The sequence below is a fragment of the Prosthecobacter sp. genome (assembly GCF_044222565.1).
GTDB lineage: Bacteria > Verrucomicrobiota > Verrucomicrobiia > Verrucomicrobiales > Verrucomicrobiaceae > Prosthecobacter.
In genome coordinates this window covers 543,676-565,092 of sequence record NZ_JBGANA010000001.1, presented here as the reverse complement: position 1 = coordinate 565,092, position 21,417 = coordinate 543,676, and the positions used below count along the sequence as shown (strand labels likewise).

Genomic DNA, 21,417 nt, shown 5'->3' with positions numbered 1-21,417 from the left:
GAGCGGCCCCATTGGCTGCGTTAGTCGCTTGGCTGTTATTTTCAAATAGCAGGCGGCGCTCCCGCCTTGCCACTGGGACCGCTGCGCTCGCCGGTCAAAATGACAATCTTTTCGAGAACTGGTCTGACCACACGTTCATGCACGGCATCCACACTCCAGCGATTCATGCAGGCCATGGGCATCCTGAGATTCAGGCAGCGGTTCACGGGCTTCGTGGCGGTGTCGCAAGGCTGGCAGGTGAGACGTGGCTCGCGCAGAAGATCAAAGCGGTCGCTGTGCCAGGGAGGATCCCAGCGAGGCGAGGAAGGCCCGACGATGATGACGCCGGGAGTGCCCACCGCAGCCGCGATGTGCATGGGGCCGGAGTTGTTTCCCACAAAGAGGCGCGCGCCTGCGAGGACGCGAACGAGATCGTCCAGCGTGGTGGTTTTCACCTGCTGCACCGAGGCATGCAGGCCGACATCTTCACCCTGCGAGATCCAGCGCACGGGATGGGTCTGGGCGAGTCGGTTTGCGAGCTCGATGAAGTGATGCAAAGGCCAGCGCTGATACTCGCGGCTGGCGCCGGCATGAATGACGATGGCCTGCGAGGAATCGCTGCCGAAGGCGCGGAGATCTGGAGCGGGCATGCTCTGCGGCAAAGCAAAACGAGAAGCGGCGATGCGCCAGTTGTGTGCAGCGACGGATTCATCGCCAAGAACCGGCTCGCGGTGATGGAGAAGGGAATTCACCCTCACGTGCGGAGTCTGGGGGCCGACGCAGAGGGGCGCACCGCTCAAGCGAGCAAGAAGATGCGCGACATTGCCCTGGTCATCGCCAAGCAGGCAGGCGTCCGGCTTCAGAGCGCGCAGATCTGCGGCCATGCGCGCGAGATGCCAAGGCGTGCGCCAGGCGCTGTTGAACTTCGTGGTCTCAAACACACGAAGGCCGACCTGCGGGCAGCAGACTTCGTACAACCGTGCGGCCGCGGGGCTCGTAAGCACGATGATGCGCCAGTCCGGATGCGCGGCGACGAGCGACTGCACGACGGGGAGGTACACGACGTTGTCGCCGAGTTGATTCACTTTAAAGATAAGCAGCGTCATGCTGGCAAACCCTACCATCGCGCCTGATGGGCGCGCAACGACTAGTGTGATGAGCGCGGCTCCTTTGTGCCCTTCATGCAGCGCTGAGGCCGAAACGGAAATCGGCCAGGCGGGAGTGTGCCATCTGTGGCGCTGCGCGTGCGGTCTCGTGTTTGCGGACCGTGCGACATGGCGTGATCCGTATGAGGGCAGCGATTACTACGATCCGGCGCATCAGCCTGCGCAAAGCTACCCGCTGCAAATAACAGCGACGGAGAGAGATCGCATCGCGACGGTGCGGCGATTCATGAGCGGAGGGCGGCTGCTTGATTTTGGTGGTGGCATTGGGAAGACGGCGCTGGCCGCCAATGCAGCGGGCTATTCGGCGATGGTGCTGGAGGACAGCCACAAGGCGGTGGTGGATGGGCAGGCGCATCACCCTGAGATCGAATGGATGGAAGGGCGTGCAATGCCGCAAAGCATTGTGGATGGCTCGCTGGATGTGGTGACGATGTTTCATGTGCTGGAGCATCTGCCTGAGCCGAGTAGCACGCTGGCGGAGATCGAGCGCAAGCTGCGACCGGGCGGGCTGCTGGTGCTCGAGGTGCCGAACTGGGGCAGCCATGTGAGGCGACTGAGGGGACTGCGGTGGGAGTTTGTGCTGGATCATCATCTGAATCATTTCACCGCCGCGAGCCTGAAGCGGCTGGTGGAGGCTTGTGGATTTGAGCGCTGTGGGGTGGAGTATCGGCGCACGTTTGCCATCAATGAAGGGAAGCCGTGGAAAGAGCCGATGAAGCGAGTGCTGTGCGCGCTGGGATTTGGCGACATCCTGCGCTGTGCATTTCGAAAAACTGCCGAATGAGCCGAAAACATGTAATCTCCTGGTGCCTGGTGGCTGCGGGCCTTGTGCTGCTGATGGCGGTGCAGCCGTATGCGGCGGGGTATGGGCATTTCCGGCGCACGATTGTGGCGGAGATGCTGATGCGCTGGGGTGACGCCACGTGGCAGCATGGTGCGCTGATGCCGTTCATCGCGGGGTATTTGATGTGGCTGCGGAGGAAGGAGATGGCGCAGATGCCGGCGTCTTCGAGCCGATGGGGACTGGTGCTGGTGGTGATGGCGCTGTTTTTCTACTTCGCGGGATTTCGGGCCAATCATTTTTACAGCGGCTACTGCGGCATCATGATGCTGATTGCGGGTGCGTCACTCTGGCTGGAAGGCAGGCAGCGGAGCCGCGCGGGATTGTTTGCGTGGCTGATGCTGGGCTTCATGTGGCCGCTGCCTTTTCTGGAGGAGAGCATCGGGTACCAGATGCGGCTGCTTATGGTGAAGAGCACGGGATTTGTGCTGAATGGCATCGGCGTGGAGTCGCTGATCTCCGGCACGGCGCTGCAGTCCATGCCGAACCTGGAACTTGGGCGCAAGGCGGGGGAACTTTTCAGTGTGGGGGTGGCGGCGCCGTGCTCGGGCATGCGGTCGCTGTTTGCATTGCTGGTGGTGGGGGCGCTCTTCAGCTACTTCCGCCAGCGGGTGCTGTGGCGGAGGCTGGCGCTTTTCAGCACGATCCTTCCCATCGCCATTTTGGCCAACATGGTGCGCATTTTGATCCTGATTTTCTCCGCGATGGCGTTCGGGCAGAAGTGGGCGATTGGTGGTGCGACGGAGAAGGAGGGCTCGGCGTTTCATGAGCTTACCGGGATCGTGGTGTTTCTGGTGGCGCTGCTGCTGCTGCAGGCTGCGTCCTGGGTGCTGAACCGCTGGTGCGGCGGGCTGGGCTTCAAGCGCACGAAGACTGTATCACGCCAAGTGGTGGCGCCTGTGTCATGATCGTGCGTGCTGTCATTCTTTTGATGCTGTGCGGGATGACGGTGCTGCTGTGCCAGCTTTCGCCGCAGGCCAAAGGCGGTGAGAAGGCCGGAGTGCTGGCGGAGCTGCCGCTGGTGGCGGGAAGCTTTGTGGCGGACACGGAGGCACCGAGCGAGAAGGAGATCGAAGAGAGAAAGCGTGAGCGTGAGCTGCTGCCAGCCGATACCATCATTGTGAAGCGGAAGTATCGCACGCCGGGGAGGTCGGTGGAGAATCGAGATGTGGCGCATGCTTCGCTGGTGATCGCGGGGAATGACAGCCGGAGCATTCACAGGCCGGAAGTGTGCCTGGACGGGCAGGGATGGACGATCACGAGCTCGACGGTGCGGGAGGTGAAGATGATTTCGGGGGCGGTTTTGCGAGTGAAGGATCTGGCGATCGAAAGTGTGGTGCTGCAAAATGATGGAACGAAGCAGCCGCTGCGGGCGCATTATGTGTACTGGTTTGTGGGAGATGACCTGAGCACGCCGAGCAATCTGGAGAGGCAGTTCCTGAGCATGCGGGACAGCGTGCTGCGGAATGTGAACCATCGCTGGGCGTATCCTTCGGTGATGGCGCGGGTGACGGAGAATTTTGCACCGCAGTTCAGCGGTGAGCGGCGGCGCAATGATGCGGAAACGGTGGAGATGATTCTTTCGCTGATTCGGAGCCTGGCACCGCGATTTCAAAAAGACCTGATGACAACCTTATGATTCAAAAACTCCAATTTTATCTCCAATCGCTGGGCCGCGTGGCGGTGGCCTATTCGGGCGGTGTGGACAGTACCGTGGTGCTGAAGGTGGCGCTGGATGCGCTGGGGGCGGAGAACGTGGTGGCGCTGCTGGCGGTCTCGCCGAGCCTGCCGCAGAGCGAGAAGGAGGAGGCGATCGCGCTGGCGAAGGAGCTGGGGGCGCGGATTGAAATGCTGCCGACGGCGGAGGTGAGCGATCCGGAGTACCAGGCGAATGCGCCGAACCGCTGCTATTTTTGCAAGGATCATGTGTACCGAGCGCTGCGGCAGTTTGCGGAGGAGCACGGGATCAAGCATGTGCTGGATGGGATGAACGCAGAGGACACGCTGGATGTTAGGCCGGGGCGGGCTGCGGCGCGGGAGCTGAAGATCATCAGCCCTTTGCATGACCATGGGTTTAGCAAACAGGATGTGCGATACACGGCGAAATCGCTGGGGCTGCCGAACTGGGACAAGCCTGCGGCGGCGTGTCTGGCGTCTCGTGTGCCGTATGGGACGAGTGTGACGCCGAAACTGCTTTCTCAGATCGAGCATGCGGAGGCGGCGCTGTATGACCTGGGATTTCGCGAGCTGCGGGTGCGGCATCATGGCGATGTGGCGCGGCTTGAGGTGCCGGAGGCGGAGCTGATGCGTGCGCTGCAGAAGCGGGAGGCGATCACGGCGGCGCTGCGTGGCGTGGGGTATATCTATGTGACGCTTGATCTGGCGGGGCTGCGGTCTGGCAGCATGAACGAAGTACTCAAAGCGCGTGCTGCATGAACGAAGCGAAGCTTAGCGATCTGCTGGCCCAGGTCAGCGAGGGCATCCTGGCCCCTGAAGCGGCGCTGGAGCGTCTGCGGACGCTGCCGTTTGTGGAGGCGGGGCAGGTGCTGGCGGACACGCACCGGGTGATACGACAGGGGTTTCCCGAGGCGGTGTTTGCCGAGGGGAAAACGCTGGCGCAAACCACGGATGCGCTGACGAGCCTGGTGGTGGCGCATGGGTGCGCGCTGGCCACGCGGGTGAGGGCGGAGATGGCGGGCATGCTGGCGCGGCGATTTCCTGACGGGGTGTATGACGAGGTTTCCCGGCTGTATCGGATCGGGCAGATGCAGGGTGAGTTTAAGCCGATGCATGTGGCAGTGGTGTGTGCGGGGACGTCGGACCTGCCAGTGGCGGAAGAGGCGGCGCAGACGCTGGAGTTTTCGGGGGTGCGGGTGAACCGTCTCACTGATGTGGGAGTGGCGGGGCTGCACCGGCTGCTGGCGAGACTGGATGATCTGCGGAGCGCGAGCATCATCATTGCGATAGCGGGGATGGAGGGAGCGCTGCCGAGTGTGCTGGGCGGGCTGGTGGCGGTGCCGGTGATTGCGGTGCCGACGAGCATTGGCTATGGGGCGAATTTGAACGGGATCGCGGCGCTGCTGGGCATGCTGAACTCTTGTGCGAGCGGGCTTACAGTGGTGAACATCGACAATGGCTTTGGGGCGGCGGTGGCGGCGTTGCGGGTGCTGAACATGCAGGTGAAGGGATGATGAAATCATGTCTCTGGAGGACACACTTTATCCGCTGCTGAAACTTTATGAGGCGGCGCCGCAGCCGGTGAAGTCGCTGGCGGGGCGGGTGTATCGGGCGATACCTTCATCGCTGCGGCATGGGGCGGCGTATGAGCGGTTTCAGAAAGAGGCGCGGGAGGTGCAGGAGTGGGATGCGGAGAGGATCCGGAGATATCAGATCGCGGCGGTGCGGGACTCGCTGATGGCTGCGGCGAAGACGCCGTTTTATGCGGAACGGTTTGGCAGTGATCCGTCGAAGTTTGAAGCGCTGGAGCAACTGGCGGAGTATCCGCTGCTGACGAAGCAGGATTTGATTTTGCAGCGGGAGCGGATGGTGAATCCTGAGGTGGCGGCGAATCAGAGGCTTTACATTACCACGGGTGGATCGAGCGGGGTGCCGGTGGGGTTTTATCTGCAGAAGGGAGTGAGCCGGCCGAAGGAGCAGGCGTATCTGGAGGCGCAGTGGTCGCGTAGAGGGTACTGTGTGGGAGACCGGGTGGCGGTGATTCGTGGTGGCGTTACGTCAAGCAAGGCCGGTGGTGGGATCAGTTACTATGATGCGACGAGGAACTGGCTGATTTTGTCTTCGTACCATCTGACCCTGGAGCGGCTGCCGGAGTATGTGGAAGCGCTGAACCGGTTTCGCCCGCAGCATCTGCATGCGTACCCGAGCGCAGCGCTGATGCTGGCGCGTGGGCTGGAGCAAACGGGGCAGAGGCTGGGGTTCAAGCTGACATCGCTGCTGTGTGGCTCGGAGAAGCTGAGCTCGGAGTCGCAGCGTTATCTGGAGGGCTTTTTTGGCGCGCGGGTGTTTCACTGGTACGGGCACAGTGAGCGCGTGGTGCTGGCGGCGCAGGGGCGGGAGTCGAATGAGCTGCAATTCTGGCCGACGTATGGCTTCGTCGAATTTGGGGACGCGGATGCGGAGGGGAACCGGGAGATCATCGGGACATCGTTTCACAATCATGTGATGCCGCTGATCCGGTATCGGACGGGGGACTATGCGAAGGTGACGAACGGGGTGGTGACGGAGATCGTGGGGCGGGATTATGAGTTTCTGGTGAGCGGGACGGGGCGGCGAATCTCACTGACGGCGATCAACATGCATGACCGGGTTTTTGACGGGCTGCTGGCGGTGCAGTTTTTCCAGGACCGTGAAGGCGTGGTGGAGTGCCGCTTCCAACCAGGGCCGCAGTGGCAGAGCAGCGGCATGGAAAGCATGCGCGCGGGCTTGATGAAGAAGCTGGGGGATGATTTCACGCTGACCCTGCTTGAAGTGAAGGAAGTGGAGAAGACCAGCGCGGGGAAGCACAAGTGGCTGGTGACGAAGCTGGGCGCAAAAGAGACCGCGGTGTAACCGAGAGGCATCAGCCAATTAGAATGCGGATGGGACGAGAGTGCTGGCATCGCTACGCGATGCGATCGCCTTTATGTTTGTTGGGGGCTTTGCGTTCGAGGGGTGTCGCTGCGCTCAACCCCTCGCTACAGGCTGGGACGGCTCCGCCATCCGGATGGTTGAGATGCGTATGGAGGCGAATGGGAACTCGTTTTTCAGGCATCGTGGTGGCCTCACCGTTGCGGATATTTCCAACGCGAATGGGCACGAATCTCCGCGAATTTTTATGAATGGGGCTGGGTGTTCAGGAAGGCTGATGATGAATGAACAGAAGCTGCGGAGAATCTGAAGGTTGGTTTGCCGCATTGCCTTTATGATTGATCTCAAATGAAACAACTCGCGCAATATCAAGATGGACGGCTGGAACTGCAGGAGGTGCCGGCGCCGGTGGCGCCACCGGGGGGGATCTTGGTTCGGACAACGTGTTCGGTAATCTCTCCGGGGACGGAACGGATGAAGGTGGAGCAGGCTCGGATGTCGCTGCTGCAGAAGGCGAAGGCGCGGCCGGATCAGGTGAAGAAGGTGATCGACACGGCTAAGACGCTGGGGTGGAAGGCGGCGATGGAGAAGGTGCGCAACAGGCTGGAGTCGCCGACGCCGCTGGGGTATTCGGCGGCGGGTGTGGTGATGGCGGTGGATGAGCTGAACTCGCGCTTCCGTGTGGGAGACCGGGTGGCATGTGGTGGCGCCGAGTGTGCGTTTCATGCGGAGGTGATCGCGGTTCCGGATCTGCTGGCGGCGCGGATTCCCGAAGGGGTGGAAGACTGGCAGGCGGCGTATACGACGCTGGGGTCGATCTCGATGGAGGCGGTGCGCCAAAGCGGGGCACGGCTGGGTGAGCGTGTGCTGGTGATGGGGCAGGGTCTGGTAGGACTGCTGGCGACCAGTTTGCTGAGGGCCTCAGGTGCACGGGTGATGGCGGTGGATTTTGTGGCTGCGCGACTGGAGACCTCCCGTGTTATGGGGGCGGAGCGAGTGGTGAATCCGGCGCAGTCAAAGCTGGAAGATGAAGTGCGCGCGTGGACGGAGGGGCACGGGGTGGATGCGGTGCTGCTGTGCGTGGGTGGCAAAGGACGTGAGGCGGCGGACAGCGCGATCGCGTGCCTGCGTGACCGCGGTGTGATGGTGATCGTGGGGATCTATGATGCGGAGCTGTCTTGGAAGACGGCTTACATCAAGGACATTCAGGTGCGGTACTCGCGGAGCTATGGGCCGGGACGGTATGACCCGCAGTATGAGTGGGGCGGGCAGGACTATCCGATCGGGCATGTGCGGTGGACGGAGAACCGGAACTTTGAGGCGTGCCTGGAACTGATGCGGACGGGGCAGCTGGATCTGAAGCCGGTGACGACACGCAGGGTGGCGTTTGGGGATGTGCTGGGTGTGTATGACCAGCTGCAAAGCGAGCTGGGGGTGGTGATTGAGTATTCGGCTGGTGGTGCGAAAGAGCTGGGTGCGGCGGAGGTCCCGGACCGCCTTCCTCCTCCGCTCCGCGAGCTACGGAGGACAGGAAAGGCGGTACTACAATACGGCGTTGGGTCGCTTGATGTGATTGGGGCAGGGAATTTTGCGAGGACGATGCTGCTGCCGCACGTGAAAGGGAAAATTGCGCTGGGCACGATCGTGAACGGGACGGGACTTTCGGCGCGGCATGTGAAGGAGAAGTTTGGCTTTGCGAAGGCTGAGACGGATGCTGCGAAGGTGCTGGGACGTGAAACGGGTGGCGAGCTTGAGGGATCGAAACAGGCTGGCAGCCTGTATCACGAAGCCGCGGTCATGATCGGGACGCGGCATCATCTGCATGCGCCGATGGTACTGAAGGCACTGCAAGGCGGGAAGCAGGTGTTCGTGGAAAAGCCGCTGTGTCTCACGCAGGAGGAACTGGCGCAGATTGACGGCGCGATGACCGAGTCTCAGGGCAGTGTGATGGTGGGATTTAACCGGCGGTTTGCACCTGCGACGGTGGAGATGATGGAGGCGCTGAGGACGATCTCTGGTCCAAAGACCCTGGCGTTCCAGGTGAATGCCGGTGCGCTGGCACCGGATCACTGGTATGCGAACGTGGCTGAAAGCGGCGGGCGGGTGCTGGGCGAGGCGTGTCACTTCTTTGACTTTGCCTGCCATGTGCTTGGAAGGCCGGTGAAGGTGACGGCGCAGACGGTGGGTCGGCCGAGGGTGCCGGATTCGGTCACGGCGCAGATTGAGTTTGCGGACGGGTCGTCGGCGCAGGTGATTTATTCCGGGGAAGGTGATTCCGCCTTCCCGAAGGAAGTGTTTCGAGTGTTTGCGAGCGGGACAGTGATCGAGTGCGTGAACTTCATGAAGCTTTCGATTTTCAAAAAGCGGAAGGAAACGGTGACGAAGCATGTCTCCAAAGGACACGCGGAGGAGATGGCGGCATGGCTGGCCTTTTTGAAAGGCGGAGCCGGGCATCCACTGCCGTATGAAGAGGCCAGGCAGAGCATGCGGCTGACGTTTGCGGTGCTGGAGTCGATTCGCGAGGGAAGAAGCATCGATCTGTGATGGGCCTGGGATGGTACATGCAGCGGCTGCGCGCGATGAGCGTGGGTGAGATCGCGCACCGCGTGGTCGAGCGTGTGAGCCGGCGGAACGAGGTTGCGGCGCTGAAGCGCGTTTCGAAAAAGCGATGGGACGGCAGCTTCACAGACTTTCCCAAACTGCCCTGGCGGGACCGTGTGCCGCCGGAGCTGCGCAAGCAGCTGGCGGCGGATGCGGAACAGCTGATGCGCGGCGAGTGGGAGCTGTTTGGATGGAAGAGGGTGGAGGTGGGAGCGCCGCCATGCTGGCACCGCGATGCGACGCTGGGGGCGGTGATTGATCCTGAAACGCCGGCCTACAAGCTGGATCACCGGAATCTGCCAGATGATGCGGATGCGCGCGCCATCTGGGAGATCAACCGGTGGAGCGAGATGACGCGCATGGCGATGCACAGCGCGCTCAATGGGGATGTGCACGCGATCCGGGTTTCGCAGCTCTGGCTGGAAGACTGGTGCGACCGCAACACGCCTGGAATGGGCATCAACTGGACAAGCCCGCTGGAGGCCGCGCTGCGGCTCATGAATTTCTGCTGGTTTGACGCGCTGGTGCGCGGCTGCAACGACCCCGAACTGGCGCGCAGGCAGGATGAACTCACCGCGCGCATCGTGCCGGTGCATGCGTGGTGGGTGTGGAAGCGGAAATCGTTTGGTTCATCGGCGAACAACCATCTCATCGGCGAGTTGAGCGCGCTGGTGATGGCGGTGACGCGCTGGCCTTCGCTCGCGCGGATGATCCGCCCTGAAGATGAGGTGATGAAGCTGCTGGAGCATGAGATCCTGCAGCAGTTTGCCAGCGACGGCGGCAACAAGGAGCAGGCGTTGCACTACCACCTGTTTGCATGGGAGATGTGCTGGCATGCGGGGCTGGCAGCGGGGGGCTTCAAGGCTGAGGTGCTGGAGCGGCTGACGAAAGCGGCGCAGTATTTTGTGGATGTGGTCGAAGCGCCGGAGTGCTGGGATTTTGGAGATTCAGACGACGCGCAGGTGCTGCCGCTGGCGCTGAAGCGCAGCAATGCCGCGGCGGAGTTTCGAGGGTGGCTGCTCAATCGCGCGGATGGTGCGGTGCTGCGCTTCTGGCTGCGGGAACCGCCGAAAGGCATCAAGGCTGGGATGCGCAGCAAGTGGCTGGTGCATGAGGAAAGCGGGATGGCGCTGTGGCGTGACGCGCGATGGACGGCGAGAGCAGACGCGTCTCCGCTGGGCCTCGGCAGCATGGCTGCGCACGGGCATCTGGATGCGCTGCATGTGTCGCTGTGGTTCGAGCAGCACGCGCTCATCATTGATCCTGGAACGGGTGCTTATTACGGGAATCCAAACTTGAGGGCAAAGCTGGCGTCGTGGGAGGCGCACAACGGGCCGGTGCCGGCAGATGGACGCTCCGCGCCGCAGCGGATGGGGGCGTTTTTATGGGCGAGGCATCATGAGAAGCCCAGGATCGAAATCAGCGGGGAGATTTGTGTGATGAGCTTTAACGGAGGCGGGCAGCGGCTGATGCAGACACAGCGGGCGGTGCATGTGATGCAGGATCATGTGGAGATCTGCGATGATGTGGGACAGGGAGCGGCACATGTGGTGACTTGGCAGCTGGCGCCGGGGTGGCTGATCGAGAAGGAGCGGAAGAATGGGTTTGTGTGCCGGCATGCGGAGTCTATTCCGGTGCATGGGATGCTGAACGGGGATGCGATCGAGGCGTGGGAGATCGTGGAGAGAGAGGTGTCGCCGCATTTTCGTGAGCAGGTGACGGCGCAGGCGGTGAGGGTGGTGTTTCGCGGGACGCTGACGACGATCTGGCGGATGGCGGGGTGAGTGGGGGGATGTGTGATGAAGAAGGGTGTTGGGCGCAGGAGTTTCTCCTGCGCTTTTTTGTTTTTTGGGACGAATGACGAGGAGGGCGGAGGATTTGCCGAAAGAGGGAGAAATGGGGAGGAGATCCGGGGGAAGGGTAAAAATATTTCGGGGTAAAAAGATTTCTCCAGAGGTGGATTGGGAGTCGTGAAGAATGCTGAGGATAATCGGTTTTGGTTTACTGTGGTATGATGTGGTATTGGTAAAAAATGAGGCGGCCGTAATTGTCGCTTTGTTTTTTTGGCGGTTGCCATTCGCCTTGTCGTCGGGGGCTATGCGACGGCGGGGTCAGTAGCCTGCGGGGCTTTTGACGATGCGAGCTTTTTGGATGATGTCGGAGGGGTGCTCGGGGGTGCCGCGGTCCATGAGATTTTCGAGACTCTGGGAGGCGTCCAGGATGGAGCGGACCTGGCCGCCGATGGTGGGGGCGGGATTGAGGTAGTCGCCGATGCCAGCGACAGCTTTGTAAACGACGGACATTTCGACGACGAAGATGTCATCGAGGCGATAGAACTCGCTGCCGGTGAGGAGGCCGGAACCGATGCGGCCGGTGGGTTGCGCGGATGAAGCCGGGCGCAGTGTTTTGTACAAACGCGCGCGGGTGACGGGGAGCTCGAGGCTGTGCAGACGGCGCTCGTAGTACTGGCGGCGGCCGTATTCATCGCGCGGAAGAGAGCTGCAGCCTGCGGTGATGATGACGAGGAGGCTGAACAGGAAGACGTGGCGGAGATTCATGCGCCAAACGTGATGCCGCGTCGGGATGAATCAACCGCGGTGTTTAGATTCACTCTTAAAACGCTTGTCACCTTGCCCGGACGGCGGAGAGGCAGCGTTGGCCGCTTGCCTGTTATTTTTTTACTTTGCCTCCACGGCGGTGCTGAACTGCGTGACCTTGCCGGTGGCAGGAGCGTCGGTGAGGGATTTGTGCAAAGGGGTGCCGACGGGGAGTTTGGCGAATGCGGCATTCCGGGAAGCGTCCGCAGTGATGGAGTCGGGATGGTGGAGGCTGATGCTGGCGAGAGCGAGGACATCGCTGACAGCGGGATGCGCGGCGGAGGAGATGAGGAGCTGCTGGGCGCGATGGGCGGCGGGAATGTCGTCGAGGTGAGTGGCAAGGAGGGAGATGCGACGCAGGGTAGCAGCGTCCAGTTGAGCGCTGGGAATGGACTGCAAGGTGGCGAGGGCCTGGGGATACTGGGCGGCGGCGAACTGAAGCTGCGCGAGATGCTGCAGTGCGGGGACGTCATCCGGGAAGTGTTTGAGAAAGCCCTCCCACAGGATGGGGGCGGCGGATTCTCCGCGCTGGGTGACATCGATCTGAGTGAGGAGGCGCCAGGCTTCGCGATCTTCGGGAGATGAGCGGAGATGGGGGACGAGGAGAGAGCGTGCGGCAGCAGGAGAGTCTCCGTCTGCCAAAGCGCGGGCAACCTGCAACGGGGTGAAACGGCTCTGCAGGCGGGTGAGGACTTCGGCGAGTTCTTTGCCGCGCCCGAGCTGAGGCGCCAGAGCCTGGAGGCGGGCGAGCACGTGAGTCTCTCCGATGGCGGCAAGGCGGAAGAAAAGCTCACAGGCGATGCTGGTCTGATGATTGAGATCTGCGATGGAGGCGCCTTCGCGGAGCCAGCGGCGGTAGCCAGAGGTGATGCCTTTGCCGGAAGAGAGGTCTGACAGCGAGAGGCGATGCTCCGGGCAGGTGCGGAGCTGGCGCTCGATCCATGGGAGGAGTTCAGCGGATTCTCCGGCGGCACGGGTGGCGAGGAGGGCGCGCTCCAGATGGCGAAGGGGGACGGCGTCCGAGGGCTGGAGAGCGCGGAGGGCATCGAGCGAGATGCGGCTGGCTTCAGCGTAGCGGGTGCCTTCGAGGAGCAGGGCGATCTGGAGATCGAGTGCGGATTCGCGCTGGTGGTCGCTGAGGCGCGAGGATTTCGCTTCGAGCCATTCATTGACGACGCGCAAGGCGGCTGCGGGACGGCGGGCGAGGCGTGAGGCCTCCGTGAGGCGCAAAAGATTCTGCCAAGTGGCGGCGGGAGAAGTGCAGACGCGCTCGTGGATTTCCACGGCGAGATTCATTTCATGAGAGCTGATGGCCTGGGAGGCGATAAGCTCGAGGGCTTCGATCTTGAGGGATTCGTCCAGCCTGTCTCCGCAGGCTGAGATGAGAAGGTGGCTGTCATCGCAGAACGGAGCGGCAGGATTTGCCAGCTCGGCAAAGACCAGGGCGGCATGGAGCGGGCAGGGAGTGTGCACGGGGCCCTGCTGCACGGTGAGCTGACGAAGGCGCTGCTCGGGCACGGCTTTGAGCCAGGTGCGCAGGGACTCAAGCTGGGGGTCTGGCAGAGTGGCGAGCTGAAGGATGGCTGCCTGCTGGAGATGACGAGGTGCAAGTGCGAGGCTGCTGGCGATGGTGGTGCGTGTGGCATCCAGCACGGAGGTCTCCGGAAGCGGCGAGCCATCGGGTGCAAGCAGGCGCCAACCCCAGGCTGCGGCGAGCATGGAGTAGAAAAAGACGAGCAGGAGAGCCTGGCGGGAGCTGCGTGACATGCGGGCTGAAGAAAAGAGTGAGGGAGATCAGCGCATGGCTGCCTGAGTGGCAGGCGGCAGGGACTGGAGGGAGACGGTGGAGCGGCAGGCGATCTCGAGACGGACCATGCCACTGGCGTCCGCGTGTGCGGTGTAAGGACGGCCGTTTTCAAGGTAGGCGCACAAACCGCGTGGCTCGAAGCCGCCAAGCACGATCTCCACCGGACGCAGTGCGCAGACCTGCAAGGTGGCGCGGCGCGGGGTGAGCTCGAGGAACTCGACAGTGGTGCTGCATTCCGCGAGGTGGAGATGCTGAACGGGTTTGCTTTTGCTGAGGACAAGCTCGGTGCGTGCCTTTCCCATGGTGTGGACGTAGAGCTGGCCCTGATGCACAGTGTAACCGGTGACGCCCTGGCTGCGCGCCATGTCCGGGATGCCGACAGTAGCGGGCAGGCGGAACGTGCGGCAGTCGCCGGCATTGAGGATGATCCAGTGGTCCGCGGCGGCGCGCAGGATGCGGGTGTGGCGTGCATCCCGCAGGCTGGCGGCATAGGCGGCGGCGGTGATGGCGTGCAGGGGCTCGGCAGACCATGCGTCGATTTTTTTCACCAGAGAAGCAGTGCCAGCCTCCGTGCGCACATCGGCAAAACTGCAGCGCAGTGCGAGGGGCTCCAGGCGCTGGGAGTGGAAGGAAACGGAGGAGAGGGGATCGGCGCTGGATGAGGCGGGCAGGCTCTCGACATTCATGGAGCGGCAGTAGTCCAGGGCCTCCGCGGTGGGAGAGGCATTGGAAGGCCAGAGCATGAGGTTCACGGACTTGCCAACGGGAAGGAGGCGGCGGTGGATGTAGCTCATGGAGCCGGCGATCTCGCGGGGCATGTCGTGACGGGTGGTCTGGGCGCGTTCATTGAGCGTGCTGGTGATGTCCATGCCAGCAGTCCACTGAGAGGGACGGGAGAAGGAGGCGGATGCGGCCTGGACCTGCGGCATTTCAAACAAGCTGCGGGCGACGTGTTCGAGCTGAGGGGCTTCATCGGCCTGCTGGCCGGGGAACCAGGCGCGGACATCTGCCTCGCAAACGGAAACGGTGACGGGGAACTGGCAGTGGCTGAGAACGCGGTCGCGCATGACCTCGGAGCAGAGAGGGAAGCCTGGAAGGGTGGAAGGAGTGGAGAAGCCGGCGCTGTCGATGTGGCTGTAGAAGACGCGGCGGCCTTCGCGGGTGGTGGTGTCTGGGACCGGGAAGGCGTGGTCTGAACCGAGCCACTGGGCAAGGAAGGCTGGCACATCGAGCTGAGAGGTGGCGGCCTCGGCGATGGGATCGATCCAAGCACCGCCCCAGCTGGCGAGGAAGGCCTGATCAAAGCGATGCTCGGCTCCCATGGAATCGCGACCATGGAGGGCCAAAATGATGCGGGCGTCTGAAGGAGCCTGGAGATCGAGGAAGCCGATGGAGCGGGAGGTGATGCGGGTATTGACGCGCAGGAGGGTGGAGTCCATGGCCACGACGTTTGTCTTGGCGAGGTGGGAAGCGGGCTGGGCGCGGCCGCCGAGGCTGAGATGCTGCATGGCGAGCTGGCGTGCGGTGCCGTCCGTCCATGGCATGCCGGTGAGGAGCAGGGGGATTTTTTTGGCGCGAAGGGATGGGAGCCATTCGGCGAGCGTTTGCTGCTGCACGGTGCTGAGGACTAGGCCGGAGTCGAGAATGACGGCCGCGAAGGCGTGATCGTGAGGAAGGAAGTCTGGGCCGGAGGCGGTGCGGAAGTCGAGCTCGCAGCCGAGCCATTCGAGCGACTGACGCATGAGGCGTGAGGTCGCCGTGGCAGCGGCGGGAGGGGCTGGCTCGCCGACGTGTTTTTCATCCCAGCCGTGGAGCACGAGCACGCGGCGTGAGGCTTCCTCAAGAGGGCCGAGATTGAAACCGTCCAGCGCAGGGGTGGTGATGAAGGGGAGGGCGCCGATACTGGAGAGACGCTGTGCGGCCTCGCGGCAGGCGGCGCGGTCATCTGCGGCGGCGTAATCGACAGCCATGACGCGCATGCCCTGCATCTGCACGGTGCGGATGAGGCGGGTGAGACGCTGGGTTTCCGCGATGGGGGTCCAGTCCACGGTGCCGTCCCGGCCTTCACGGGTGTAAACGCCCAGAGCGAGGAAGCCGCTGGCGACGGTGGCGGCTTCGCTGCCGAGGCCGAGGCGGAGATCGAGCAGGAGGTGCTTGTCCGGGTAGCGCTGGCGGAGCGAGGCGGCGAGGGTGAGAACGGCGACGCGGGCGGAGGGGGTGGAGGCTTCGCTGCCGAAGCTGAGGACAAAGCCGTCGAAGCCTTTCTTTGCGGCGGGATCGGCGAGGGCTTCGATGACCCAGGAGGCCCACTGGGGATCGGAGTGATCGACGATGCGGGTGGTTGCGTCCGAGGCGGAGGGTTTTGACGAGACCTGGCGGGTGGCGCTGAGCATGGCGGCATGGGAGCCGGTCTGGAAATGGGCGATGTCGAGATGGGCGAAGCAGTGATTTCCCAGCGCGTGGACGGGCTCCATTTCAAGCTCGGCGTGGGGACTCAAGATGGAGAGGTCAAAGGCGGCAAGAGAGCGGGAGTCCGGATGCGCGGACTGATCGACATACAGGCTGCGATAAGGGGGGAGATCGGCCGCCATGGCAGTGGCCGCGAACAGAATCCAAAGCCCTACGGCGAGGAGGATCGGCAGCAGATCAGGCGAAGAGCGCGGAGACCGGGAAGAGAGTGATGCGGGATGCATGACAGGTGCGTGTGACTTTCAAATCTGCGAACACTGTCACGATAGAGTTTCAATAACTGGAAGCAATGCGCGAGGCGGTGCTTTACAAACAACTTACCTCGCTGACAGAACGCAGAAATCAGTCGCCAAAAGGGTGCGGCGGGGAATCGTGGCAGGCATCATGGCCAGCACTCCTGTACGCACCTTTGATGAAGGCATTTTGATTGATCAGCCGTGGGGAAAACTCACGTGGCTGGCGTCGCGGGAAATGGGGAACTCAACGACGATGACGTTTGGGCATGTGATCATTCCGGCGGATCAGACGAATCCACGGCATCGGCACCCGAACTGCGATGAGATTTTGCACCTGCTGAAGGGCAGGCTGGAGCACAGCCTGGGGGCAGAAAAATATGTGCTGAACGCGGGGGATACGATCTCGATTCCAGCGGGGCAGTGGCACAATGCGAGGGCGCTGGATGGCGTGGATGCGGAGATGGTGATCTGCTTTTCTTCGGCGGACCGGGAGACGGAGTTTGAGTGAGGGGGGCGATCTTCAGGGGGTAGTACCCTTGATGATCGGCGTGAAGTCACTCCAGTTCTCGATGCGGAAGCCACGAATATCGCGCACGACTTTGGCAAACCAGGGGAGTGATTTGAGTGCAAGCAACGCGGCAAACAAGTTTGCCATGTCATCTTTTTCGGTGACGTAAACGCTGCCCTGGATGCGTTCGAAAGTGAACTTCTTCAGCGTGTTGCTGATGTCGGTGTAAGCGGCTGTAACACCGCGTGGGTGGTGTTCAACAGCATCTGCGACTACAAGATCGAACGCGATGGCAAACATGCTTTTACTGAGCTGCAGGATCCTGAAGGGCTTGGTCGATCGGGTAGTCAAGCTCTTCACCTGTCTCGACGACGACGACGTGCACTTTCTGACCGTTGACCCTGCTGGTAATTTGGTACACTGGACCAAACTCGCCAAAGCTACGGTAACTGCCCACAAGATCGGCGGGCGTAGGCGCTGGGTTCAGGGTTTCCATGGCTTAGGATAGCTTCAGTCGCCGGAGGTCGCAATTCTGATTTGAGGAGCCGACTCAGCCCTTGGTGACGACTTCGTCGAGGTTGAGGACGAGGTTGGCGATCATGGTCCAGGCGGCGAGTTCGGCGGGGTTGAGTTTTTCGTCGGGCTTGGATTCGCCGTAGGTGATGGCTTTTTTGGCTTCGTCGGGTTTGGCGGTGTAGGCGGCGAGTTCTTTTTCGAGGGACTGGCGGATGATCTCGGCTTCCTGGGCGCTGGGGAAACGGCCGGCGGCGGTGCGGAAGAGGGCGGTGATGCGGGCATCGGTGCTGGCATTTGCCTGCATGACGTGCTGGGCGAAATTGCGCGAGGCCTCGAAGAACTGGATGTCGTTCATGAGGGTGAGGGCCTGGAGCGGGGTGTTGCTGCGTTCGCGGCGGAGGCAGTAGCTCTCACGGTTGGGCGCGTCGAAGGAAGTCATGTTCGGCGGCGGCGCGGTGCGCTTCCAGAAGGTGTAGAGGCTGCGGCGGTAGAGAGATTCGCCGTGGTCCTGAATGTAGTTGCGGGTGTTGCTGCCGCCGAAGCCGACGGGCTCCCAGATGTTCTCGGGCTGGTAGGGCTTCACGCCTTTGCCGCCGATTTTGGGGCTGAGGAGGCCGGAGACGAAGAGGGCCTGATCGCGCACGGCTTCGGCATCGAGGCGGAAGCGCGGGCCGTGGGAGAGAAGGCGGTTTTCGGGGTCTTTTTGCAGGACGAGGTCGGAGCACTGCGCGCTCTGCCGGTAGGTGTGAGAGGTGACGAGAAGGGTGACGAATTTCTTCATGTCCCAACCGCCTTCGCGGAAGGTGATGGCGAGCCAGTCGAGGAGTTCGGGATGGCTTGGGGGTTCGCCTTGGGAGCCGAAGTCGTTGCTGGTTTTGACGAGGCCGGTGCCGAAGAACTGCTGCCAGAGGCGATTGACCTGCACGCGGGCGGTGAGGGGATGCTGGGGGCTGACGAGCCATTTGGCGAGGTCGAGGCGGGTGTAGTCGGCCTGGGCGGGAAGAGGAGGAAAGATGGCGGGGGTGCCGCGGGTGACCTTGTCCTTGGGCTTGTCGTACTGGCCGCGGTCCATGACGAAGCTTTCGCGTTTCTCGGGGAGGTCGGCCATGATGAAGGTGGCGGGGATGACGTCATCGAGGGTTTTCTTTTTGGACTCGAGGGCGAGTTTCTCGCCGCGTGCGCCTTCGACGAGGCTGCGTGCACCTTGGTATTCGTTTTCGAACCACCATTCCTTGAGGCGGGTGGTGTCTTTCTCGGACCATTCGGCGGGCTTTTTGCCACGGACGAGGGTTTGGAGATCGTTGGGGAGTTCGGCGACGCGCTTGCCCTGGTTTTTGGTGATCCACTGGCTCCAGGACCACTGCGGGTCTTTGGCGGGATCAACGCGAGAGGACATGGCGAGGCGGTCCCAGTAAACGGTGCCGCCGAACTGGGTGAAGGCGTAACCGGTGACCTTGATGCCGGGCTTGAGGCCGAGGCGCTCGGCGGGGACTTCGAGTTTGACCCATTGGCCTGCTTCGGGGAGCGCACCCATGGTGACTTTTTCAGGAGTGCGTACCTGGCCGAAGGGGATGGCGCCTTCCTGGCCCCAGACGGCGCGGTGATTCCAGCCGGCGGTGTGGAACTGGAGCATGATGGCCTTGGGAGGATTGGCGGGATCGATGTAGCACTCGACGCTGATCTTACCATTGGGTGGTATGTCATACTTGGCACCGCTAGCGAAGAAGTCCTGGGCGACGCCGGTGGCGGTGCGTTTGAGGGCGGCATTGCCGCTGAAAACAGGGCCTTTGTCCTTGGTGATGATCTGAGTGGGCTCGCCTGAGAAGTCTGCCTTTGCGGGGAAGGCGTCTTCAAACCAGACCGTTTCGCTGGTCTGCACGGGCGGTGGCGGTGTCTGGGTAGCGGGGTCGGTGTAGTTGAGAGTCTGGATGGCGGCGCGGATTTTTGTCTGCGTGGCGGCGATGCTTTGATCGAGCTCGGCGATTTGCTTTTTTTGTTCGGCGGTGCTGAGGCGGAGGATGGGCGGGGTGAGGAGGATGTTGCCGTCCATGGCGGGGTCGGCGGCGCTGTTGAAGAAGGCGTAGAGGGAATAAAACTCCTTCTGCGAGATGGGGTCGAACTTGTGGTCGTGGCACACGGCGCAGCCTGCGGTGAGGCCCATCCAGACGGCGACGGTGGAGTCGGCGCGATCGACGGCGTAGCGGAAGATGAACTCTTCATTGATGCTGCCGCCTTCGCTGGTGGTGACGTTGCAGCGGTTGAACCCGGAGGCGACTTGCTGGTCCACGGTGGCATTGGGGAGGAGGTCGCCGGCAAGCTGCCAGATGGTGAACTGGTCGTAGGGGAGGTTTTGGTTGAAGGCGCGCACGACCCAGTCGCGGTAGGGCCACATGCTGCGTTCATTATCGAGGTGGAGGCCGTGGGTGTCGGCGTAGCGTGCGGCATCGAGCCAGTAGCGGCCCATGTGCTCGCCGTAGCGTTCGGATTTCAGCAGGCGGGCGACGACTTTTTCATAGGCGTCAGGAGAGGTGTCGGCGAGGAAGGCGTCGATCTCGGCGAGGGTGGGAGGGAGGCCGGTGAGGTCGAGGGTGACGCGGCGGATGAGGGTTTCCTTGGAGGCTTCGGGTTGGGGAGAAAGCTTTTCTTCGGCGAGGCGAGCCTGGATGAAGGCGTCGATTGGATTGCGAATGGTGCCAGCTTTGACGGCAGGCGGAGCGGTCTTGACGGGGGCTTCGAAGCTCCAGTGTTTTTTGTACTCGGCGCCTTCCTTGATCCAGCGCTGTAGGATTTCTGCCTGGGCCGGAGTGATGTGCTTGTTGGACTCGGGCGGGGGCATGACCTCGTCTTTGTCCTTTGTCAGGATGCGCTGGATGACGGAGCTGGTCTCGGGGTTGCCGGGCTTGATGGGGAAGATGCCATCGATGGCTTTGTAGGCGACTTCGGGAATGTCGAGGCGGAGATCGGCCTTGCGTTTCTTGGCGTCGAAGCCGTGGCAGGCGAAGCAGTTGTCGCTGAGGATCGGACGGATGTCGCGATTGAAGTCGAGCTTCCCGGCCGCGGAGGCGGAGGTGGTCAGAAGAGTGGCAGCGAAAAAGGCGCGGGTAAGCATGGGGGTGATATACGAACCCCAGGCGGCCGGGCTTTCGGGCATCAGCGCCCGAAGAAATAGCCGGTGGCGTGGAAGAACACGGGTGCGGCAAAGGCCAGAGAGTCCAGGCGATCCATGAAGCCGCCGTGGCCGGCGATGGCACCGCCCCAGTCTTTGACACCGCGGTCGCGTTTGATGGCGGACATGACGAGGCCGCCCATGAAGCCCATGATGATGACCAGCGCTGCCATGGCCGCGGCGTGAAGGGGTGAAAACGGGGTGGCCCACCAGAGGGCGGCGCCGAGGACGACCGTGGTCAGGCCGCCGCCGATGAAGCCTTCCCACGTTTTGCTGGGGCTGACGGTGGGGGCAATCTTGTGTTTGCCGCAGATTTTGCCCCAGACGTACTGCATGACATCGCTCATCTCGACCACTGTGATGAACCAGAAGAGAAGCTTGGCCCGGTTATGCGGCCAGTTTGGAAGTTCCACCCAGAGGATGGCGGGGGCATAGCTGATGCAGTAAACGCAGATCATGAGGCCCCACTGAATTTTGGAGGTGCGCTCCAGGAAGCGGTCGCAGTCGCCCGCGAGTGCGGAGCGCATGGGCACGAAGAGGAAGGCGTAAACCGGTATGAGGATGAGGAACATGATGTACCAGTTCGTGGCCAGGAACCAGTAGTGCAGAGGCGTGATGATGAAGAAGACCCAGAAGAGCGTACGGTGGTCGGCCGGTTTTGTGGGCGTGAGGGTGATGAATTCGCGCAGCGCCATGAAGGAGCTGAAGAAGAACATGACGGCGGTGCCGACGGGGCCGATCATGAGCGCACCGGCAAAGACGGCGACCATGCCCCACCAGGCCTTGGTGCGGGCATTGAGGTTGGCCACGGTGAGTTTGGCGGCGTCTGTCGTGGCGCGCTTCGCGAGCACCCAGCCGATGACGGAGGCGATGATGAGGAGGCCGAGGGTGCCGCCGAGGAGGTAGAGGAGCGCCGGGTCGGAGAGGAGTTTCATGCCAGGTGC

At 62.4% G+C, this 21,417-nt stretch carries 17 protein-coding genes; 9 read left to right on the top strand and 8 right to left on the bottom strand.

What is annotated here, in order from left to right:
* Positions 1-41: 41 nt before the first annotated feature.
* Entirely contained in the window at positions 42-1,085 is a 1,044-nt protein-coding gene (locus tag ACILSR_RS02245; RefSeq protein WP_395748093.1) for a glycosyltransferase family 9 protein, read from the bottom strand.
* Here ACILSR_RS02245 and ACILSR_RS02240 point away from each other — a divergent pair.
* The 8 genes from ACILSR_RS02240 (at position 1,084) to ACILSR_RS02205 (ending at position 10,958) form a co-directional block, all read left to right on the top strand.
* The gene (locus ACILSR_RS02240; protein WP_395748092.1) at positions 1,084-1,929 is read left to right on the top strand and encodes a class I SAM-dependent methyltransferase; all 846 of its coding nucleotides are present in this window, start codon (positions 1,084-1,086) and stop codon (positions 1,927-1,929) included. The two genes, ACILSR_RS02245 and ACILSR_RS02240, sit on opposite strands and share 2 nt — an antisense overlap.
* Positions 1,926-2,894, top strand: a complete 969-nt coding sequence (locus tag ACILSR_RS02235) for an exosortase/archaeosortase family protein (protein ID WP_395748091.1) — start codon at positions 1,926-1,928, stop codon at positions 2,892-2,894. The genes ACILSR_RS02240 and ACILSR_RS02235 overlap by 4 nt, the downstream gene beginning before the upstream one ends.
* Positions 2,891-3,625: an exosortase-associated EpsI family protein gene (locus ACILSR_RS02230; RefSeq protein ID WP_395748090.1), complete on the top strand. Its 735-nt coding sequence runs from the start codon at positions 2,891-2,893 to the stop codon at positions 3,623-3,625. The genes ACILSR_RS02235 and ACILSR_RS02230 overlap by 4 nt, the downstream gene beginning before the upstream one ends.
* Positions 3,622-4,422, top strand: a complete 801-nt coding sequence (gene larE, locus ACILSR_RS02225) for an ATP-dependent sacrificial sulfur transferase LarE (RefSeq protein ID WP_395748089.1) — start codon at positions 3,622-3,624, stop codon at positions 4,420-4,422. Before ACILSR_RS02230 ends, larE begins: the two co-directional genes overlap by 4 nt.
* Positions 4,419-5,177 carry a nickel pincer cofactor biosynthesis protein LarB gene (gene larB, locus ACILSR_RS02220; RefSeq protein WP_395748088.1) on the top strand — a complete coding sequence of 253 codons (759 nt, stop codon included), beginning with the start codon at positions 4,419-4,421 and terminating at the stop codon, positions 5,175-5,177. The genes larE and larB overlap by 4 nt, the downstream gene beginning before the upstream one ends.
* 7 nt (positions 5,178-5,184) lie before the next feature.
* Positions 5,185-6,555, top strand: a complete 1,371-nt coding sequence (locus ACILSR_RS02215; protein WP_395748087.1) for a hypothetical protein — start codon at positions 5,185-5,187, stop codon at positions 6,553-6,555.
* Between the two features lie 366 nt (positions 6,556-6,921).
* Positions 6,922-9,117: a bi-domain-containing oxidoreductase gene (locus tag ACILSR_RS02210; protein ID WP_395748086.1), complete on the top strand. Its 2,196-nt coding sequence runs from the start codon at positions 6,922-6,924 to the stop codon at positions 9,115-9,117.
* A 17-nt stretch (positions 9,118-9,134) separates the two neighbouring features.
* Positions 9,135-10,958 (top strand): heparinase II/III family protein, encoded by a 1,824-nt coding sequence (locus ACILSR_RS02205; RefSeq protein ID WP_395748085.1) that lies wholly within the window; start codon positions 9,135-9,137, stop codon positions 10,956-10,958.
* Between the two features lie 327 nt (positions 10,959-11,285).
* On the opposite strand, the gene ACILSR_RS02200 is transcribed toward ACILSR_RS02205, so the two are convergent.
* The 3 genes from ACILSR_RS02200 to ACILSR_RS02190 form a co-directional block, all read right to left on the bottom strand.
* Positions 11,286-11,732: a hypothetical protein gene (locus ACILSR_RS02200; RefSeq protein ID WP_395748084.1), complete on the bottom strand. Its 447-nt coding sequence runs from the start codon at positions 11,730-11,732 to the stop codon at positions 11,286-11,288.
* A gap of 120 nt (positions 11,733-11,852) precedes the next feature.
* Positions 11,853-13,538, bottom strand: coding sequence for a hypothetical protein (locus ACILSR_RS02195; RefSeq protein ID WP_395748083.1), 1,686 nt, complete (start codon positions 13,536-13,538; stop codon positions 11,853-11,855).
* A 27-nt stretch (positions 13,539-13,565) separates the two neighbouring features.
* Entirely contained in the window at positions 13,566-16,271 is a 2,706-nt protein-coding gene (locus tag ACILSR_RS02190) for a hypothetical protein (RefSeq protein ID WP_395748082.1), read from the bottom strand.
* 160 nt (positions 16,272-16,431) lie between these two features.
* Here ACILSR_RS02190 and ACILSR_RS02185 point away from each other — a divergent pair, with 160 nt between their 5' ends.
* Positions 16,432-16,791 (top strand): cupin domain-containing protein, encoded by a 360-nt coding sequence (locus tag ACILSR_RS02185; RefSeq protein WP_395748081.1) that lies wholly within the window; start codon positions 16,432-16,434, stop codon positions 16,789-16,791.
* A gap of 12 nt (positions 16,792-16,803) precedes the next feature.
* Here the strand turns inward: ACILSR_RS02185 and ACILSR_RS02180 are convergent, their stop codons facing one another.
* The 4 genes from ACILSR_RS02180 to ACILSR_RS02165 are packed head-to-tail and all read right to left on the bottom strand — an operon-like array spanning position 16,804 to position 21,408.
* Positions 16,804-17,091: a virulence factor gene (locus ACILSR_RS02180; RefSeq protein WP_395748080.1), complete on the bottom strand. Its 288-nt coding sequence runs from the start codon at positions 17,089-17,091 to the stop codon at positions 16,804-16,806.
* A gap of 4 nt (positions 17,092-17,095) precedes the next feature.
* Complete coding sequence (locus ACILSR_RS02175; RefSeq protein WP_395748079.1) at positions 17,096-17,287, bottom strand: DUF5397 family protein; 192 nt, start codon at positions 17,285-17,287, stop codon at positions 17,096-17,098.
* 54 nt (positions 17,288-17,341) lie between these two features.
* Positions 17,342-20,416, bottom strand: coding sequence for a PSD1 and planctomycete cytochrome C domain-containing protein (locus tag ACILSR_RS02170; RefSeq protein WP_395748078.1), 3,075 nt, complete (start codon positions 20,414-20,416; stop codon positions 17,342-17,344).
* Positions 20,417-20,457: 41 nt separating this feature from the next.
* Positions 20,458-21,408: a phosphatidate cytidylyltransferase gene (locus ACILSR_RS02165; protein WP_395748077.1), complete on the bottom strand. Its 951-nt coding sequence runs from the start codon at positions 21,406-21,408 to the stop codon at positions 20,458-20,460.
* Between the last annotated feature and the right edge of the window lie 9 nt (positions 21,409-21,417).

Bases quoted from the DNA above. Each gene is read 5' to 3' on its own strand.
- ACILSR_RS02230 (WP_395748090.1), top strand. From the start codon at position 2,891: ATGATCGTGCGTGCTGTCATTCTTTTGATGCTGTGCGGGATGACGGTG.
- ACILSR_RS02205 (WP_395748085.1), top strand. From the start codon at position 9,135: ATGCAGCGGCTGCGCGCGATGAGCGTGGGTGAGATCGCGCACCGCGTG.
- ACILSR_RS02200 (WP_395748084.1), bottom strand. From the start codon at position 11,732: ATGAATCTCCGCCACGTCTTCCTGTTCAGCCTCCTCGTCATCATCACC.
- ACILSR_RS02175 (WP_395748079.1), bottom strand. From the start codon at position 17,287: ATGGAAACCCTGAACCCAGCGCCTACGCCCGCCGATCTTGTGGGCAGT.
- ACILSR_RS02170 (WP_395748078.1), bottom strand. From the start codon at position 20,416: ATGCTTACCCGCGCCTTTTTCGCTGCCACTCTTCTGACCACCTCCGCC.
- ACILSR_RS02185 (WP_395748081.1), top strand. From the start codon at position 16,432: ATGGCCAGCACTCCTGTACGCACCTTTGATGAAGGCATTTTGATTGAT.
- ACILSR_RS02235 (WP_395748091.1), top strand. From the start codon at position 1,926: ATGAGCCGAAAACATGTAATCTCCTGGTGCCTGGTGGCTGCGGGCCTT.
- larE (WP_395748089.1), top strand. From the start codon at position 3,622: ATGATTCAAAAACTCCAATTTTATCTCCAATCGCTGGGCCGCGTGGCG.
- ACILSR_RS02210 (WP_395748086.1), top strand. From the start codon at position 6,922: ATGAAACAACTCGCGCAATATCAAGATGGACGGCTGGAACTGCAGGAG.
- ACILSR_RS02195 (WP_395748083.1), bottom strand. From the start codon at position 13,538: ATGTCACGCAGCTCCCGCCAGGCTCTCCTGCTCGTCTTTTTCTACTCC.
- ACILSR_RS02240 (WP_395748092.1), top strand. From the start codon at position 1,084: ATGCTGGCAAACCCTACCATCGCGCCTGATGGGCGCGCAACGACTAGT.
- ACILSR_RS02165 (WP_395748077.1), bottom strand. From the start codon at position 21,408: ATGAAACTCCTCTCCGACCCGGCGCTCCTCTACCTCCTCGGCGGCACC.
- ACILSR_RS02180 (WP_395748080.1), bottom strand. From the start codon at position 17,091: ATGTTTGCCATCGCGTTCGATCTTGTAGTCGCAGATGCTGTTGAACAC.
- ACILSR_RS02190 (WP_395748082.1), bottom strand. From the start codon at position 16,271: ATGCATCCCGCATCACTCTCTTCCCGGTCTCCGCGCTCTTCGCCTGAT.
- ACILSR_RS02245 (WP_395748093.1), bottom strand. From the start codon at position 1,085: ATGACGCTGCTTATCTTTAAAGTGAATCAACTCGGCGACAACGTCGTG.
- ACILSR_RS02215 (WP_395748087.1), top strand. From the start codon at position 5,185: ATGTCTCTGGAGGACACACTTTATCCGCTGCTGAAACTTTATGAGGCG.
- larB (WP_395748088.1), top strand. From the start codon at position 4,419: ATGAACGAAGCGAAGCTTAGCGATCTGCTGGCCCAGGTCAGCGAGGGC.